Raw genomic sequence first — 16,636 nt, 5'->3', positions numbered from 1 at the left:
CATTCCTGTTTATATATTACATTTGCGGCATACAGTACGCAGGTCTCACACCAACGGTACTGGTTTCCAAGACTTCATCATCGTCTGATGCCGTTACAGGCTTAATGGTTTGTGGATGGATATTTCCATTCACGATATCTACTACATATACCTGATTGGTTTCCTTATATGCTCCCGCTACTCCCATCGGAGTCCGTAACCAGTATGCTTTTGTGTTTGCTCCATACTGATCATCACCAAAGTCCCAAAGATATTGCTTATACTTTAAGGCTTCATCCACGGATAAGGAGAATATGTAGCTTGTCAGTTTCTGGCTTCCGATATAGGAGGCTTTCACTGAGTTATCATCCAGATCCTCATACCGAAGTTTTTCGGTTGCACCCATGTACGCATAATCAACACCAATGCTGATCGGCTCCATGTTATACGTGTTTGTGTTTTCGCTCAGCCACTTATGGATCTTGGAATATTTATAATCGTTGTTGTCACCAAAGTTTGTGATCGGACCAGGTTTGTAAACATAATCATAAGAACCATCCGGCTGTTTCTCATAATCATAATGGGAACCAGTGTTGGAGGCGATAATGCTGTCACAAAGGAACAGTGCTGCTTTCCTGTGGTTCTGGGTTCTGTCTACATAGTTCTGGTCGATGCACTTGAACATATAGGTCACGCCATCGATCTCGCGGGCTTGCATGTCTCCGATGTTCCAATGAACACTGCTCGGTACATTCGTATCTGGTTTTGCAAGAATGATTGCCGGACGCACTCCATACACATCTGCATCTGGATTTGTTACTTCATTGATGCTGCCATCACTTGCTACTCCCATGACTTTGCTTTCTCCTGGAACTCTTACCAGATAAGCTCCTGTTTTGGGGATGACGCTTGCATACTGCATTGCTTCATCCTCGGTTAAGAGCATTGCAAAGTCCTGTGTCATTCCGTCTGTCCTTTCAATCGGAAGAAGAACATCCGTACTAAATGCACTTGCATTTGCAAATCCAAACTGGAAGTAATCCTGCACATTGGAATCGTTATAATTAAACGATCCATATCCGCCAAACTCGGATACGCTTAAGGACTCATTGGAAATGTAAAGCATTCCGCCCTGGTAATCCTCGTCAATGCAGGTGTAGGTTAATTCCTTTGTTGTTCCATCATTCAGCGTGATGGTGGTCTTTAATGTGTCTCCTACTTTCTGGTCGAATGCTCTTACTCCGCATCGATCGCAGACGGAATCTCCATCCTCATCAATGTGTCCAAGGGCAGCAGTATAAGTCTCCATGGTTTCTCCGCACTTGTCGCAGATCCACTCCTGTCTGCCTCTGGATAGACATCCGCCCGGATGATCCTTATCAAGTACCCATCTATGCTCACAGTTTTCTGTGACATAACTGCGTGTAATGGAAAATCTTGCAAGATAATAGGTATCTCCATTATAGGTGACGGTATCTTCTTCAAGATTACTGTAAAGGACCCCGTCATAATGATTCGGGATTGCAGTACCATTCGGTTTGAAATTTTTACCGATCAAGTAAATCGTGTGCTCTTCCGTATCATCAATGCTCGCGATCGCAGAAACAAGTCTTGTATCATTCTCTCCCTGGTCAGCCACATCGAAGCGGAAATTCGGAATATTTTCCTCCTTCTCACCTGTAAAGGCAGCCTCGTATTCTTTGGCTTTCTGATACCAGGAATCGAGTTTATCCTTTGCTTCTTTCTCCGGATCTTCCGGTTCTTCTAACTCCCCAGTCTTTTCATACTCAATGTAATAGATCTTTGGTCCAGGACCATATACATCGATTGTCAGAACTGGTTTTTCTACCGACTCCCAAATATCTTTTCCATCAACGATACGTTCCATGAAATTGACATTCAGGGTTCCACCCTCCACGATTTTTCCGTTTCTGCGTGGTGCCAGCTCTTTTGCATGTGTCTCAGCATCAACAAACCGGATCTCCCAGCTTACTTCCTTTGCATCGCTAGGCGAAGCAACCGGAATGGCTGAGTAATAGATTGTAATCATCTGGTTCTCTGTATTCACCGTCATCTTGTCTGGCTGGTTTTCGCAGAGGGTATATCCTTCGATTACAACATGTTCGATCTCAACCGTATCTCCTGCCAATGCATTTCCCGTTGTCTCGGAAAGAACAATTTTCTTATCTACATCCACGTACTGGATCTTATAGGTAAGATAGGTCTTTGCATCTGACGGCTGATCCGGCATATCCGGTTTTTCTGTTGTTCCGCTGTTTCCGCTGTTGTCTTTCTTATCATCTGGTGTAGTTGGCTTACTATCCGGTTTCTGGTCCGGAGTCGAAGGATTCGTTGTTGTGCCGGATCCCCCAGAAGAGCTACCAGATCCTCCGGAGCTTGAACCGCCTCCAGAAGAGCTTCCTCCTCCGCCACCACCTCCACCGCTACTACTGCGGCTTGAACGGGTTGTCGATATTGATGATTTTTTCGGGATTGAAGTATCCCAGCTTCCATCTTCCTTTAGCGTATACCCGTCCGGAGTGATTGTTCCTGCGCCGGTAAGCATACTTCCTGTTCCATCTACATAGAACCATCTTCCATCCGGATCCTGATGCCATGCATTTGCAAGCATCGCACCATTCCCTGTGAGATAGTACCATCTGCCATCTGGATTCTTATGCCATGCATTTGTGAGCATGGCACCGGACGAACCCAGGTAATACCATCTGCCGTCCGGATCCTGGTGCCAGGTATTGGCAACCAGTACGCCAGAAGCATTAAAGAAATACCATTTGCCGTCCGGATCCTGATGCCATTCGTTGGAAAGCATCTTCCCGGTCTGTGATAAGTAGTACCATTTGCCATCCGTATCATGAAGCCAGCCTGTCGTGTTGTTTCCAGCATCGTTCTGGTGATACCAATAGCCTGTCGCCGGATCTTTATACCAGGTCGCAGCGACTGCGGATTGCGGACTGATGACGCTGAGAGTCAAGGCTGTAACCAGTGCTCTGGCAGCCCCTTTTTTCAGCTTCATACTATCCCTTCTCCTTCCCTTTTTTTCGGCTAAAAACCGACTATTTTTGACGATCCTTCGCCTTTTTTTATTCTACTTCACGCGTTAGAAAATGTCAATATTTGCATAGTTTTTATGCGATTATTGGCATTTTGGGACAAAAAAATGCAGCTGCTCATTTGAACAACTGCATTTTTTACTAATTAAAATCTACTGTGATCCGTCCCAAGTTATCGATGACTCTTGCGTGTCCTGCAAGTTTTGATAAAATCACATCGTTGCTCGGGACCGTGTATCCGGTGCGATCGCAATAATCTGCCAAAGATCCATACTGTACAAACCGACCAATATGCTGAACGGTACTCTTCGGATCAATAATTTTAAAGCTTTCATCGTGTGACGTCGCTTCATGACTAACCCACACGCCATTGATACAATACGCCATATATGTATGGTTTGCAGACATTGACACAATGGGTGTTGACGGTAAATCGATACACCATGCTAATAAATTAGCAGCATTTACAAATCCATCACATAATGCTTTTCCTTCAACCAGACATCCATATGCAAGATTACACGAACTTGTTGTGTTATCATATTCAGCCTTATTTACCCGCCTTGCGACATGTACAGCTTTTTCATAATCAGACGCATTTTTCCAGTCAAAGCTATTTAAAAAGTCTCTAATTTCCTTTTCAATCGCTAATGTTTCAGCGGAGCTTTCTGCTGCCTCATATCCTGGCATTGTAACTCCTGCTAATCTTGCCACAGCGTAAAACGGCTCTCCTGTAATCTCACCTTTATCAGCAATAAATACATCTCGATATTCTGCTGCTTTACCCCTTATATAATCAGCATATCCATTATAGTCATATTTGTCATTCCATTTTCCGCTCAGTTCTGGATGCTGCTCGTACATATATTCCATAGACCACTTTGAGACCAGTCTACCCCTACTATTTAATACAAACCAGTCTTTCAAATGTGCCAGCGGATACTGATCATTATCAGAATAAGCTTTCTTCGATGTTTCATTCTTGATCTGTACAACACCGTTTACAGTCCATGCGCCATCCGCGTTTACTGTATACCCGTCCGGAGTTGTGGTATTGGCATACATATTTCCATTGGAATCAAAACAGTAACTTTTGCCATTGATCCACTGCCATGTCGAAGTCGCATATTTGCCATCACTATTCTGATACTTCCAGGTGTTTCCCTCCTGCTTCCAGTCTGCAAATGCAGTCATCGTAGAGAAGGAAAGACTTGCAGCGAGCGCAAGGGACACTACACGCATAAACTTATGTTTTTTATTCTTCATACTATTTTCTCCTCAAATGATAATTTAAGGTCGCAAATCCTAACTTATCATTTTCCGAAAAAATGGAAGTCACATAAACATAATTTATTGTTGGTAAGCAAATTATAACATAGCCGGAAATTTTTGTCCATAGATGCGAGGTAAAAATATTATTATTTATAATATCACTATTTACATATATATATTTATTTCTGTTCTTCTCCCAGCACAGAACTTATCTAATCTGTTGAGCTAGAGCAAAAGCCAATTCATCCCGCCGCCTATAGAGGTTGCGGGATGAATTGGCGAGCCATGTTAAATCAGCACTGGATTTGATTGTTGGCATAAGCCCCCTCATATAATAACAAAATTATACATAAATTTATTCCACTGCAATTACTAGATCATCGTATATTCCGGCTTTTACCGGTTCACCAAATGAATATTCCATCATCGTATCATTGATGAAGTTGTATACGATTATACGGTTCTTTTCTGGATCTACAATCCAATACTCTCTCACACCTGCAGAACGATATTTAAACAGCTTAATCATGTAGTCCATGCGGCGAGATTCCGGCGAAACAATTTCAATAATCCAGTCTGGTGCGCCGTGACATCCATCATCATCTATCTTGTCTGGGTCACAGATTACAGAAATATCCGGCTCGACATAGTTCTTTTCTTCGTTTAGAAAGACTGCGAACGGTGCAAGTAAGACCTGGCATTTCCCCTTATTCTTATCAATGTAGTCTGCAATCTTACGGGCAAGTGAAAATGCAAGTAACTGATGTCTTGTGGTCGGCGGTGCCATCATATAGATGTTTCCATCAATCAACTCCGCTCTCTGACCGTCTGGAAACGCATAAATATCTTGAATCGTGTAAGTTTTCTTTATCACGGTTATTTTCCTTCAGCGGAAAGATACTTATCAACATTAGCAATTACATATTCCGCTGTATGGTATTGCTCATCCGCTTGTTCTTTGGATGCAATATAGAAATCATCGTAGTCACTTTTTTCTCTTAATTGTTTTAACATGCCTAATCTGCGACCAAGTTCTCTCGGAAATACATTCCTTGCCACATACTCTTTGTTGAAATATGCGACAACATCTTTATGGCGTTTAAAATCTATCGTTCCTAATGCCAATACTGCCTTTATCGCATAAAACGCGGCATAATATGAACGGTTAATAGAGTCTTTATACCACCCTTCTCTCAAACAATGTTCAGCAACTTTTAAGCTCTCTTTTGCTTCCTGTATTCTATATTGACTTAATTCTTCCTGTCGATTATCCATTCAAAACCATTCCTTCCCTCTGGACATTATCATAAAACGGCAATGCTCCAAGCCAATAGTTAAACTGATTTTCATTCTTTATAACTACGCTGATGTCCACACCGTAATCCATCAGAAAGTCAAAAGCAAGATCATAGATTTTCGACTCCACCCGTTCGATTTCGCTGTCTGTCAAGGTCGTCAAGACCATAATGTCAATGTCTGAGTTTTCCGAATAATCTCCACGAGCATAAGATCCATATAGAATTATCTTTTTCAAATCATCACCAAGAATCTTTTTTACTCCATTAGCAAAAGAAATAATAATATCATGCACTACCATTGGCATCCTATCACCTCTCCATCATGCAAAATCAAATAAGCGGTCATAGCTGGCTTCAAAATTCGGAAACATGACAAAGCTGAGTTCGTCCTTATTCTGCTCTGTCACCGTTTTGAACAGATATGGATATGGTGTTCCATCTTCCTTGAAGTCAAACATATAAATCTCAACTGATTTCTTCCGCCAGTCTACGATCCAGTATTCCGATACACCCACTTTACAGTAGATGTCCATTTTCTCTCCACGGTCATATTTTTCTGTTGCATCAGAAACGACTTCCATCACAAAGCGAGGGATTCCGGTGAATGATACGTTTTTTCGATCTCTGATATTGCAGTTAATGGATGCATCTGGAATCACAACTTTATTATTATTTTCGTTCCACTGGTACTGAACACCATTGCCAAATACACGGCATAGGCTGTCTTTGATCTGGCTTCCGATTTCTACCACAAAGTTATTTATCACCATCGAATGCTCGATGTATGCGCTACTCATATCTTCTATCGGCAATGCACTCATGATACTGCGCCTCCCTTAGTCCTGCTGCTGAATCTCTATCTATATTATACTGGAAGTGGAACAAGAATACAAGGAAATCCCTTTGCGAATCTTGTTTTCGTTGAACAAGTGTTCTGTTTGTGGTATACTGGATATGTATCAATCGAAACGAAACCTTGATTTTCAAGGAAAAAAGACTTGACTATATAGGGAGGTTATTATGGAAATCACAAAACAAGGCAATCAAATTTATATAGATTCTAGTTTTTTAGAACACGTTAATAATTATATCAATTCTTCTTCTACTTATAAGATGTTACAATTGAGGTGGTTTATTGTAATTACCATTATGGCAATACTTATTACTCCAATAATTTGTTTATGTATGTCTCACAATAAAAAATTTGAATTGAAGTCCTATGTAAATGATATTATTTGGACATATATTGACTATCTTATATTCATTGGAATTCCATTTTCAGCATTTTATTTCTTATTTTGATGATTTGATGTTATGATTTTGCGGCTCTGTCTTACTTAGACAATCATTTTGATAAAAGAAAATAGCATCCCCATACCGTCCAAAGTTTAGGATGCTATCTCTTTTAGCTTAACTTTACCGAGGGCAAATCGGACTCACATCCGATTCACTTTCTGATTAGATTATACACTGGGACGTTTGAGAAATCAAGCGTCCTTTTTGCAATACTTTGCGATAATTTTTCACAAATTTCATCCAAATTTCATTATCATTTGAACGAGTGTTCCATTTATGGTATACTGGGTATGTATCATCGAAACGAAAGCAGGATGTGACTTTCCGATTATCAGACGCCCTCTAGTCTTACGAAGGAGGGTGATGCCCTATGAACACAATGGAAGTTCTTACTTTGTTGTTAGTAATTTTTGCGGCTCTGTCTTACATAGACAATCACTTTGATAAAAAGAAATAAGCATCCCCAACCGCCCAAAGTTTAGGATGCTTACTCTTTAGATAATCATTTTACTGAGGGCAAATCGGACTCACATCCGATTCACTTTCTAAGTAGATTATACACTGGGACGCTTGAGAAATCAAGCGTCCTTTTTCTGATTGTTATACTACGATTTTATCGCTCTTTGCTCGATTGCATTTCCAGCATAAGGTCTGAAGGTTACTTTCTTCAGTTTTTCCACCTTTGGATACAGGGATAATGTGATCAATCTCAAGCAACAGATTAGGCTCCTTATAAGTAGAATTGCCGCAGGTACGGCAGGTAAAGTTATCACGTTCTTTTATGCGCTCCCGTAATTTCTTTGTCATCAGAACTCTCTGTTCTTTAGCAAAAGCGCTTGCAGTAAGTTTATTCTCCAGTATTTTAATAAGCTCTGCGATATTTTCTTCTGTCATCGGTATCGTGAATGATCTCTGCGCCATTCCGCCGTTTGAGGTATATTAAAATTTATATTCTACGTTAAGAACATGTTCATCAATAATTGCAAATCCGAGACGGGAATAAAATCCTTCTTCATCATTTTCCATAACATATGAAGGAACATTATCGAGGTACTGTTGATACTCTGCCTTATAATTCTCAATGATCTGTTTGGCATCTCGCAAAGTTTCAAGTTCTTCTACAAGCTGATATAATTTTTTGATCTGCTCCGGATAATCCTTCTTATTTGGGTAGAAGTATTTTACCACATAATCCAACGGATTATTCTCTGCACTTGCAAACACGGTTGCAGAAACCTCTGCGGTAAATGGGGTGATTGATTTTCGATATGGACGAATATAGTGAACCTCATCATCGCTGACTGTTTCGTTGCGAACTACCCTGGTACCGAAGAGCCGGGAGATCGATTCCACTTTTTCCTTGATGTAGTCGTTAAATTCTTTTTGAGAATTCATGAGCGATTCACAGGTTTTCTTTATTTTCATAAAATCCGATGACTCGTAGTAATCAAGGATTCGCTGATTTCTATCCACAATCACTTCTATCTCATGTTTAATTCGCTGCGTAAATACTCTAATGAGATCCCACTCATCGCTATCAGTCGTTTTGATTTTCTTGATGCTATTAACCGTGCGGTCGAACAACTGGCTGATCAGATCATCCACCTTTGCCTGGCTACCCTCAATAAGCAAAGAGTCCTTATTTTTGTTCGCGTAATCAATGATACTGTTTACGATTTCATAATAGTCATGCTGCTTATTGGCTAATGCTTCTTTCTGTTGCTCCTTGACATGCTTATTATATTCCGTCTTTGTCATGAGTAATTCTGGATTGTTTCGGAATTTGTCAATATCGTATTGCCGTATGATAATTTCCTTTGAACCACGAACATTATTCGCTGATGTTATGTACGTCACTTGGATCCGAAACGCATCCGCATTCTTTAAAATCTCATTGATGTATTTTTTTAAGCGCTTATACTGAGAACGTGATTCATATGCATTTCCCTTTAAAAATTGACGGAAAGTATCAGCTACCTGGGTTTTTCTCTGAATCACTTTTTCTGCCTTTTCGAGCATACCCTTATTCTCTTTGAAATATTTTATGCTATTATATTTCTCTAAACTTTGACGGCTCTTCACCGTGATATCCTCATCGATATAAGGAATCATATTGCGATTCTGGAATCCCAGTTCTCTTAAGACATCCTTTTCCATTTTTTTGTACTGTTGATTTCGTATGATTTTGATTATAATGAGTGCAATAATCACAACTGCAATCCAGTTCATTCTACTCCCTCTCTCTTATCAATATACAATGCAGCTTCCATTGGATCATCCAGTGCCGCAAGCGTTTCTTTGAATTTTTCTAACTGCCTCATTCTCTTTTGTCTCCCACTTTGGCTTTACAAAACTCTTTTTTTTGCATTCTCTGTAATAATGTAGTATGTCCAGAAATCAGAGCTTTCCAATATTTGTCCCTTCACAAACGGAGGCAGGATCGGCATCCCGGAAATCAATTGATATTTTCTGTTCAGTTTATTATAGATGCAGACTCCTTTAAAAGACAAATATTCTTTTCCTTTTTTGAAGAAAGCCGGTCTATTGCTGTAATCTCCATTTCATACAGTTCGATCACACGGTTTTCAATCCCGAATCCATAATCCGCTTTTTTCCCGTTCGGAAATAGGCTTGCAATATTTTTTTGGAACTCTATGCTCGAAAAATTGTTTTATAAAATTGGCGCTCTAATACTCGTGACTTTAGTCATGGGTTATTGACTTCAGACTGCGTTAATTTGTCTGCCAGCACACTTTTTGTCTGAAGTATAGCGAAAGCATTCTGTTAGTTGCTCATACCGGCAATTCCCCAGAATATTACTAAGATTGTAGCAATTACAACAAGAGCTAATACACACAATCCAAAAAAAATCCCCAGAATATTACTAAGATTGTAGCAATTGCAACAAGAGCTAATACACACAATCCCAAAAATAAGTCATAAACATATACTCCAAATCGAAAATATTTTTCTTGATAGTAACGCATGTCTTTTCGTTCTTTGTTTGTTCCTTCTTTGAATTCTCGCTCGGTATTATTGTTCACAAATTTCCTCTCTTTCTAAACTTTGGCGACTCTTCACAGTGATATCCTCATCGATATAAGGAATCATATTGCGATTCTGAAACTCCAGTTTTCTTAAGACATCATTTTCCATTTTTGTATTGCTGATTTTGTATGATTTTGATTATGATAAGTGCAATAACTACAACTGCAATCCAGTTCATTCTACTCCCTCCCACTTATCGATCTCTGATTCGAGATATCGTTTGACTCCGTATGTCGAAATATCCTGAAACTGTCCGTCACTTTCCAGAATCACCTCATCCGGATAACGCTCTTTGCAAAAATAGCCGGCAGCTTCCCGCATCTTATCAATATATAATGCAGCTTCCATCGGATCATCCAATGCCGCAAGCGTTTCTTTGAATTTTTCTAACTGCCTCATTCTCTTTTGTCCTCCGCTTTTGCTTTACAAAACCCTTCTTTTTGCATTCTCTGTAATAATGTAGTATGTCCAGAAATCAGAGCTTTCCAATATTTGTCCCTTCGCAAACGGAGGCAGGATCGACATCCCGGAAATCAATTGATATTTTCCGTTCAGTTTATTGTAAATGCAGACTCCTTTAAAGGACAAATATTCTTTTCCTTTTTTTGAAGAAAGCCGGTCTATTGCTGTAATCTCCATTTCATACAGTTCGATCACACGGTTTTCAATCCCGAATCCATAATCCGCTTTTTTCCCGTTCGGAAATAGGCTTGCAATATTTTTTTGGAACTCTATGCTCGGAAGCTTCTTTCGAATATATTTTTCATAAATGATCGGAAATATCTTCTCCATCAGCCATTTATAATCCGTTTGTTCTTTTTTTTCACTATCAGATCCCAAGAACACAAATACAAGTGCCAAAATTGCCACTACTGGAATCCAGAAAAAAGAAATGACCAGATCTTTCTCCATGTTCCCCGTTCCATATTTTTCAAGGTATATTTGAAAGCCAAAGATAATCAGAACGGTGAGTGGAACCAGCCATTTTACAAGCTTTTGATCTTGAAGTTTTTGTTTCTTTTCCAGGCTTTCTACTCTATTATTGTACACCTTTACCAGTTCTTCGCATCTAGGGAAACGGCTGTCAAAGTCCTTTCTCTCATCCTCTGCGCGCTGTATCTCCGTTCTGCTATCGATATCATCATCATAAGGATCCAGGAATCGTTCAACATCAACGAATGAATTCTCATTCTCATCATCCTCAATCAGACTCCGACCAGCCTCCAGAAGCTTATTTTTGATTTCTTCTATGTCGATAACTATCATTTCCGGCTCTTCGGTATTATGCTCGCTCATTCCTTCTCTCACTCCCTTCGTATTCTTCTGCCTGTCATCCGTTTGCAATCTCATTGATTTCCTTCACCATATTTTGAGCCTCTGCATTTGAAAAAGTATACCCTTTATATGAGTAAAAGGCGGTCAGATTTCCCGTTTTCCTCAGCTTTTGTGGGTTTATCTGTCCCATACGGACAATATACTTTAGTATTTCAGCAGTAAGTCTCCGGCACTGTACCTCATCCATCATGGATATATGGCACATTGAGACTGGAAGTCCTGTAATATCTGAAACCGTTTGATATGCTGCTTTATAATCCATACCTGCAGCCTGCATAAAATAGTTCAGATAGTGATGGGCTTCTGTTCGCAAAATCCGCAGATTTTCATCTGCCGGGATTCCAACGGGCAACAGCTTTCCTTTCCAATCAGTCTTCAGATTTAAGTAACAGGTGCAGGTATTGTTTTCACAGACCATAACCGGCTTGATTTGTTGCTTTGCATGATCTCCCTTCTCCGTTTTCCCATTTTTCTGTCCCGGATAATGGATCAGCATTTTTCCTCCACAATAGGGGCATTTCTGAGGAAGATCATACACTGCCTGTTTTTTCCCAGGCTTGACGGATGTTTTTCTTTTATTTTTTCGTACCTGTTCACGCCCTGTTTTCACGCTGCGCTTTTTCCTCCACTTCTCTTTTTGCCATATCATATATGGACTTTATATTGTACATCCCAGCCCTCTGAGGATCGGCTCCTTCCTTGCTTGTCGAAACCTGCTTCGTCTATTTCATTTTCCGATATGTGCTCTTGAGCTTTTTCAGTTCCCCCGAACTATTCTCTACCGGCTTTCCTCCGCCATCCACTTTGATCAGTAACCCTTTTTCTTTCATGATCCGGACTGGAATGATTTCCTTGTCTTTAAATCTGGATCCCTTTTTCTTTGAAGAAAACGTCATATCGCTCATATCGATTTCCATGATGTCATTTGGTGTACATTCCAGAAATTTGCAGAGATTTTCGATGGTCCCCAAACTTACATGCTCATTTTTCGCCATTTTCGCCACTGCGATTTGTGTCGTGGCGTGGTACAAATCTCGTTTCTGTAATCCCATTTCATCTAGTTTTTTCCATAATTTATCAAATTTTACCATGCTCTTTTGCAGATGATAAACCCTCTGCGTTCTGCACCTCTCTTTCAATTTTTATTATATCATTTGTGTAATATATGTAAATACATATATTACGAGAAAACACTTAGCTTATCGTATTTCTTCTCAGCTGCTCTAACACCTGGCTATAATTTTTCCGATCAATATACTGAACCGGAATCTGGATTTTTCTTACGCTTGCCATGATTTTATTAAATGTAGTATGGTTTGCAAATTTATAAAAGACAACCACCCGGTCGATTTTACTCATGTCCGGCATGGGTTCTGTACTTTTTGACAGAAATTTACACAGTGGCAACTCTTTCCTCAATTCGGTAAGCAGATCCTCATGTCCTCCAACGAATAAAATCACCTGCTTTTTCAATTCATCCAGGCTACATTCCTCATTTTCCGCCTGTCCCTCATCCTCCTTATATTTCAGTATTTCCTCATAATCAGTCAACTGTGCTTTTTGCTCTTCGATGAGTGCATCCTTTTCCAGGAGCACATCCTGCATTTTGCTGAGTTTCTTTTCCAAAATACGAATCTGGTCATTGAGATTATCCGTTTTGCCCGCCACAAGCTGATCCGTTTCTTTTTCTCTGTCATTTTTCCAGCGAATCGTGCTTTGAAGCTGCTCAATTTTCTGTCTTTGATCTTCCACTTGTTCTTTCAAGTTCTGAATCGTTTCCATGGACTCTTCTCTTGCTCTGGCTAATAAGCTTTCATATTCCTTATTCAATAAATAATTCGCATCCAGGTCCTTTTCCCGGTACTCCCACGCGATCTGGTTTATAACGTAGGAATAAAAGAGATTTATGATAAACCATTGTGGGTCGGTCAGTTTCGACAGTCGGATGAGGTTGGTGGCAGATAAATCATCAATATCCGCTCCTTCAAACTCGATTGCTGCGCATGCTGCTGAACAATTGAGTGCTGCTTCATAAAAAAGTTTTTTCTTCTCTTCCTCGTGACCGAATTTTGGATACCACTTGATACCATTTATGAGATCAAATGCAATCCCCAGAGGGCTGCACTCCAATGGGACAAAATTTGTCTTATCATACAGGGTGCTATTATCATTTGGATTTTGTGCCATGAATAAAATGTCATCGAAGATCGACTGGACATATTCAAATGCACGGTAATCTACCTTTTCCTCATCCCGAAAAGAAAAAACTTCCCATTTTTCAACTTGATCATCCAGCCATGTTGCAGCTGTTTCCATACAGCGGGTTGCATATTTAGCAAATACCTTACTTGCGACAAGCTTTTTAGTTTCATCATAGCCAAGCTGAATTGCCAATTTATCCAGACTATTTACAGTCTCTCTATCCACAAGGATGTTTCTGAACTGAATCCATTTCATCTGAATAAGAAAACCATAGTCTTTGGATCCCTCTACCATTTTCCTGTGCCAACCCATGATATATTGCACTATGATTGTATCCTTAAGCGCTGAATTGTCCTTCCAGTTCTCTCCATAAATAGCCGGACGAAAATGACCATCTTTTCCAAGTTCTCGATTGATGCTTGATATATAGCGTTTTACAATTTTATTCGGATTTGAAAAATACCAGGAATACCGCTTACGCGCTTCCTTATCCACTTTTCCCTGTGTTTCCGTATCTTCCATTGCCAAGATCAAGGCTGTCTGCAGATTGATATAGCGGAATGTTTTTGGGATTGAGAGGAGTATTCTTTCGTGTACATCGGAAAGGGAATGATTCTCCTGCTCCTTCCTTATTTTCTCTCCTTTTTCGCAAGAAATTATTTCACCTATAAAATCAGGATTCTCACGATCCAAAAGTACCAGCATATCTGCCATTGATGTGATCTGACGCTCTAGGGTTAATTGCTGTTCCAGGATTTCCGTTGAAGAAATATTTTCATAAAGTCTGGCGGGAGTGCTTGTATCCGTAGGATCCAGTACAATCGCTCCATTTTTTCCTGCTTTTTCCTTCCTTAATTCTTCGAGCTTTGATCGGTTGTATTTTTTCAATAATTCGATCCAGTAGTTATCTGCTTCCCATGTTCTATTTTCTTCCATATATTTCCTCCAATATTTTTTTCGATTTAGTAAAAACACCTCATCTTATTTTGCGGATCCCTTGAATAATACATACAATTGCGGCTCCAGCCAGGAATACGGCAAAAATTAAAACGGTCCCGATCTTTTCCTCGCAACCGCGATATACATCAAGTACTCGTATCTGATTCATGTTGCGGATGGATCGTTGAGTCTTAATCTGATAATAGATATTTCCGCTTAAGTCAACGATATATCGCTCTTCCCTGTCAAATGTATGCCTGGAACGAATATACATTGTTTCAGGAATGGGATCCGACTCACTCGCACTATCACAAAACTGGAACTGTTCCAGCCTATTGGATCTTTGTGGCTGCAATTCGATTACCAAAACAACTGCGCTCCACATCAGCAAAATTTTGAAGAATAACAGAAACATTGCTTCCGACAACTGAATCCCAATCACATACATGATTCGCAATATAAAGAATATAATCGATGCCACCCACAAAGAATGGACACAAAAAGACTTATTCACACGCATGGGATTTTCCTTCTTCTCTTATTCCGGTTTCAGAACATCATTTGCATCATAAGCGACATCAAACTGGTATGTGTCTGCTACAAATTTGCGGAATTCTTTTATGGATGACATCGTGTTATAGGTCCCCATGAGCTGGTCCACTCCTTCGAAAATCTCAAATAGCATTTCCTCACTTACTCCCAGCTTCTCCTTTAAAGTTGCACCAAATGCCAGAAACATCGCTGTTGTTCTGCCCTGATCGACTTTCTCCAGTATTTCCTGAATGAGTGTTTCCTTATCTTCCATTCCCTGATTTGGCACCATTGTTGTTTTCGTTTTTACCAGTCGGTTACTCATGATTCTTCTCCTTTGCTTTGATTTTTTATTATTATATCATTTTGTATAATATATGTAAATACTTATATTCCATAAAAAAACAGAGCAACACTTTTGGTTGCTCTGTTTTGCATCAGTCTTTAGGACGAAATTTGGGGAGAATTTGAAATCGAACAGCATCAATGTTCCGACCGTTTTTTATCGGACTATAGCTTACCTCGTAAGTGGTTGTCCGCTGTATTTCTTTTACTGCGACATCCAACACTCTGAGACGGAATTGACTAATTTTTTGATACTTTTCCTCGCAATCACAAGCCTCTCTGATCTCTTGAATTGTCAGATCAACGGTTATTCCCTCTTTCGGAAGAAATTTTAACATGTTCTCTTTCTCTAATAACTCGAAGATTCGTAATGCATATGTAGAACGCATCCTTAAAATGCAGTCCAGCTGATATTGCGTATAGTGGTCTTTCAATCCCAGAAGATAAGGTTTCAGCAGTGGGTTCAGCATAACCGAAAGTCCCTTTGATGAATGGTAGGCGCATGCTGTCACCCAGGGAATTTTCACAAATCCAGTCTTACTTGAATCTCGAATCGTCACATAATTTGTTAAAATATCGTTTGTTAAAATATCAATATCTCGATACAGGGTTTGTGACGTTACTCTTAGTAACCTTGCAAGGTCCGCGATTTTTATTCGATATGTTTTAAAATCATCATCGTCTGGCTTAATCTGCATGATAAGCAGTCTCAATATTTTTGCTGAATTTAATTTCAGGTTCTGTTTGCCCTCGATCAGTCTGTTTGCCTGTACAACATACTGTAGTCGATCTGTGCTGAGATCAAAACACATCTGACCATCTATTTGATCTATGCTCCTGTTTCTTTTCGCCATACAATCCTCACTCTGTATAAGGTAGTCTGCTATATAACTATATATTAAAAACCACTATTTGTCAATTACGTGGTTTTTTTCTATTGTATCGCACTTACCTGGCATACATCTAAACGTGGTTTTTCCATTTCCGCAGTATTTTCCTGCAAATACATCTAAACGTGGTTTTTGGCAACTGTTATTTTTTATTGTCACTTTTTTTCATTTTTCTATGTGAATAGTTTACATTTTCAAGAATCTTAAAAATCATGATACCTCTAAACGTGGTTTTTCATCCACGCATACCCTTTCAAAAATGCATCTAAACGTGGTCGTTTCTGTTGCGCAAATATCCTCCAAAATACATCCAAACGTGGTTTTTCATCTGCATGGTTTTCACCACAAATACATCTAAACGTGGTTTTTGTCGATTGTTATTTTTTATTGTCACTTTTTACATTTTTCCTGTGTGAAAAGTTTACTTTTT

Annotated in this window: 17 protein-coding genes; 1 reads left to right on the top strand and 16 read right to left on the bottom strand. The window is 39.6% G+C overall.

Features of this window, described 5'->3' with window-relative positions; all coding sequences use genetic code 11:
• Window positions 1–16 precede the first annotated feature (16 nt).
• From DXA87_RS03700 to DXA87_RS03675, 6 genes are all read right to left on the bottom strand, one after another.
• Window positions 17–3,013: an N-acetylmuramoyl-L-alanine amidase family protein gene (locus DXA87_RS03700; RefSeq protein ID WP_117503301.1), complete on the bottom strand. Its 2,997-nt coding sequence runs from the start codon at window positions 3,011–3,013 to the stop codon at window positions 17–19.
• A 178-nt stretch (window positions 3,014–3,191) separates the two neighbouring features.
• Window positions 3,192–4,316, bottom strand: coding sequence for a hypothetical protein (locus tag DXA87_RS03695; protein ID WP_117503300.1), 1,125 nt, complete (start codon window positions 4,314–4,316; stop codon window positions 3,192–3,194).
• 361 nt (window positions 4,317–4,677) lie between these two features.
• Window positions 4,678–5,202, bottom strand: a complete 525-nt coding sequence (locus DXA87_RS03690; RefSeq protein ID WP_117503299.1) for a Uma2 family endonuclease — start codon at window positions 5,200–5,202, stop codon at window positions 4,678–4,680.
• Window positions 5,199–5,597 carry a HEPN domain-containing protein gene (locus DXA87_RS03685; RefSeq protein WP_117503298.1) on the bottom strand — a complete coding sequence of 133 codons (399 nt, stop codon included), beginning with the start codon at window positions 5,595–5,597 and terminating at the stop codon, window positions 5,199–5,201. The genes DXA87_RS03690 and DXA87_RS03685 overlap by 4 nt, the downstream gene beginning before the upstream one ends.
• On the bottom strand, window positions 5,590–5,925 hold the full coding sequence (locus tag DXA87_RS03680; RefSeq protein ID WP_117503297.1) for a nucleotidyltransferase domain-containing protein: 336 nt from the start codon (window positions 5,923–5,925) through the stop codon (window positions 5,590–5,592). Before DXA87_RS03680 ends, DXA87_RS03685 begins: the two co-directional genes overlap by 8 nt.
• A 15-nt stretch (window positions 5,926–5,940) precedes the next feature.
• A complete protein-coding gene (locus DXA87_RS03675) occupies window positions 5,941–6,441 on the bottom strand; it encodes a Uma2 family endonuclease (protein ID WP_117503296.1) in 501 nt (166 codons plus the stop codon).
• Window positions 6,442–6,640: 199 nt separating this feature from the next.
• On the opposite strand from DXA87_RS03675, the gene DXA87_RS03670 reads away from it, so the two are divergent.
• Window positions 6,641–6,922 carry a hypothetical protein gene (locus tag DXA87_RS03670; RefSeq protein ID WP_117503295.1) on the top strand — a complete coding sequence of 94 codons (282 nt, stop codon included), beginning with the start codon at window positions 6,641–6,643 and terminating at the stop codon, window positions 6,920–6,922.
• A gap of 594 nt (window positions 6,923–7,516) precedes the next feature.
• Here the strand turns inward: DXA87_RS03670 and DXA87_RS03665 are convergent.
• The 10 genes from DXA87_RS03665 to DXA87_RS03620 all read right to left on the bottom strand — a co-directional run bounded on the left by DXA87_RS03665 (window position 7,517) and on the right by DXA87_RS03620 (window position 16,170).
• Window positions 7,517–7,810, bottom strand: coding sequence for an HNH endonuclease signature motif containing protein (locus tag DXA87_RS03665; RefSeq protein ID WP_158553010.1), 294 nt, complete (start codon window positions 7,808–7,810; stop codon window positions 7,517–7,519).
• Window positions 7,811–7,855: 45 nt separating this feature from the next.
• Window positions 7,856–9,145 carry a hypothetical protein gene (locus tag DXA87_RS03660; protein ID WP_117503293.1) on the bottom strand — a complete coding sequence of 430 codons (1,290 nt, stop codon included), beginning with the start codon at window positions 9,143–9,145 and terminating at the stop codon, window positions 7,856–7,858.
• 617 nt (window positions 9,146–9,762) lie between these two features.
• Window positions 9,763–9,960, bottom strand: a complete 198-nt coding sequence (locus tag DXA87_RS17780) for a hypothetical protein (protein WP_147326513.1) — start codon at window positions 9,958–9,960, stop codon at window positions 9,763–9,765.
• 178 nt (window positions 9,961–10,138) lie between these two features.
• Window positions 10,139–10,363 carry a hypothetical protein gene (locus DXA87_RS03655; RefSeq protein ID WP_117503292.1) on the bottom strand — a complete coding sequence of 75 codons (225 nt, stop codon included), beginning with the start codon at window positions 10,361–10,363 and terminating at the stop codon, window positions 10,139–10,141.
• Window positions 10,364–10,387: 24 nt separating this feature from the next.
• Entirely contained in the window at window positions 10,388–11,260 is an 873-nt protein-coding gene (locus DXA87_RS03650) for a hypothetical protein (RefSeq protein ID WP_147326512.1), read from the bottom strand.
• Between the two features lie 34 nt (window positions 11,261–11,294).
• On the bottom strand, window positions 11,295–11,948 hold the full coding sequence (locus tag DXA87_RS03645; protein ID WP_117503290.1) for a zinc-finger-containing protein: 654 nt from the start codon (window positions 11,946–11,948) through the stop codon (window positions 11,295–11,297).
• A gap of 73 nt (window positions 11,949–12,021) precedes the next feature.
• Complete coding sequence (locus DXA87_RS03640; RefSeq protein WP_117503289.1) at window positions 12,022–12,390, bottom strand: helix-turn-helix domain-containing protein; 369 nt, start codon at window positions 12,388–12,390, stop codon at window positions 12,022–12,024.
• 103 nt (window positions 12,391–12,493) lie between these two features.
• Window positions 12,494–14,437: a hypothetical protein gene (locus DXA87_RS03635; protein ID WP_117503288.1), complete on the bottom strand. Its 1,944-nt coding sequence runs from the start codon at window positions 14,435–14,437 to the stop codon at window positions 12,494–12,496.
• Between the two features lie 541 nt (window positions 14,438–14,978).
• Entirely contained in the window at window positions 14,979–15,296 is a 318-nt protein-coding gene (locus tag DXA87_RS03625) for a hypothetical protein (protein WP_117503286.1), read from the bottom strand.
• A gap of 112 nt (window positions 15,297–15,408) precedes the next feature.
• The gene (locus DXA87_RS03620) at window positions 15,409–16,170 is read right to left on the bottom strand and encodes a replication initiation protein (RefSeq protein ID WP_117503285.1); all 762 of its coding nucleotides are present in this window, start codon (window positions 16,168–16,170) and stop codon (window positions 15,409–15,411) included.
• Window positions 16,171–16,636: the final 466 nt, after the last annotated feature.

Source organism: Desulfotomaculum sp. OF05-3, assembly GCF_003435535.1.
Taxonomy (GTDB): Bacteria; Bacillota; Clostridia; order Lachnospirales; family Lachnospiraceae; genus Pilosibacter; species Pilosibacter fragilis.
This window is presented reverse-complemented; position numbering and strand designations above follow the sequence as displayed.

Bases quoted from the DNA above. Each gene is read 5' to 3' on its own strand.
- DXA87_RS03625 (WP_117503286.1), bottom strand. From the start codon at position 15,296: ATGAGTAACCGACTGGTAAAAACGAAAACAACAATGGTGCCAAATCAG.
- DXA87_RS03680 (WP_117503297.1), bottom strand. From the start codon at position 5,925: ATGCCAATGGTAGTGCATGATATTATTATTTCTTTTGCTAATGGAGTA.
- DXA87_RS03640 (WP_117503289.1), bottom strand. From the start codon at position 12,390: ATGGTAAAATTTGATAAATTATGGAAAAAACTAGATGAAATGGGATTA.
- DXA87_RS03670 (WP_117503295.1), top strand. From the start codon at position 6,641: ATGGAAATCACAAAACAAGGCAATCAAATTTATATAGATTCTAGTTTT.
- DXA87_RS03675 (WP_117503296.1), bottom strand. From the start codon at position 6,441: ATGAGTGCATTGCCGATAGAAGATATGAGTAGCGCATACATCGAGCAT.
- DXA87_RS03660 (WP_117503293.1), bottom strand. From the start codon at position 9,145: ATGAACTGGATTGCAGTTGTGATTATTGCACTCATTATAATCAAAATC.
- DXA87_RS03665 (WP_158553010.1), bottom strand. From the start codon at position 7,810: ATGACAGAAGAAAATATCGCAGAGCTTATTAAAATACTGGAGAATAAA.
- DXA87_RS03635 (WP_117503288.1), bottom strand. From the start codon at position 14,437: ATGGAAGAAAATAGAACATGGGAAGCAGATAACTACTGGATCGAATTA.
- DXA87_RS03650 (WP_147326512.1), bottom strand. From the start codon at position 11,260: ATGAGCGAGCATAATACCGAAGAGCCGGAAATGATAGTTATCGACATA.
- DXA87_RS03620 (WP_117503285.1), bottom strand. From the start codon at position 16,170: ATGGCGAAAAGAAACAGGAGCATAGATCAAATAGATGGTCAGATGTGT.
- DXA87_RS03645 (WP_117503290.1), bottom strand. From the start codon at position 11,948: ATGATATGGCAAAAAGAGAAGTGGAGGAAAAAGCGCAGCGTGAAAACA.
- DXA87_RS03655 (WP_117503292.1), bottom strand. From the start codon at position 10,363: ATGAGGCAGTTAGAAAAATTCAAAGAAACGCTTGCGGCATTGGATGAT.
- DXA87_RS03700 (WP_117503301.1), bottom strand. From the start codon at position 3,013: ATGAAGCTGAAAAAAGGGGCTGCCAGAGCACTGGTTACAGCCTTGACT.
- DXA87_RS03695 (WP_117503300.1), bottom strand. From the start codon at position 4,316: ATGAAGAATAAAAAACATAAGTTTATGCGTGTAGTGTCCCTTGCGCTC.
- DXA87_RS03685 (WP_117503298.1), bottom strand. From the start codon at position 5,597: ATGGATAATCGACAGGAAGAATTAAGTCAATATAGAATACAGGAAGCA.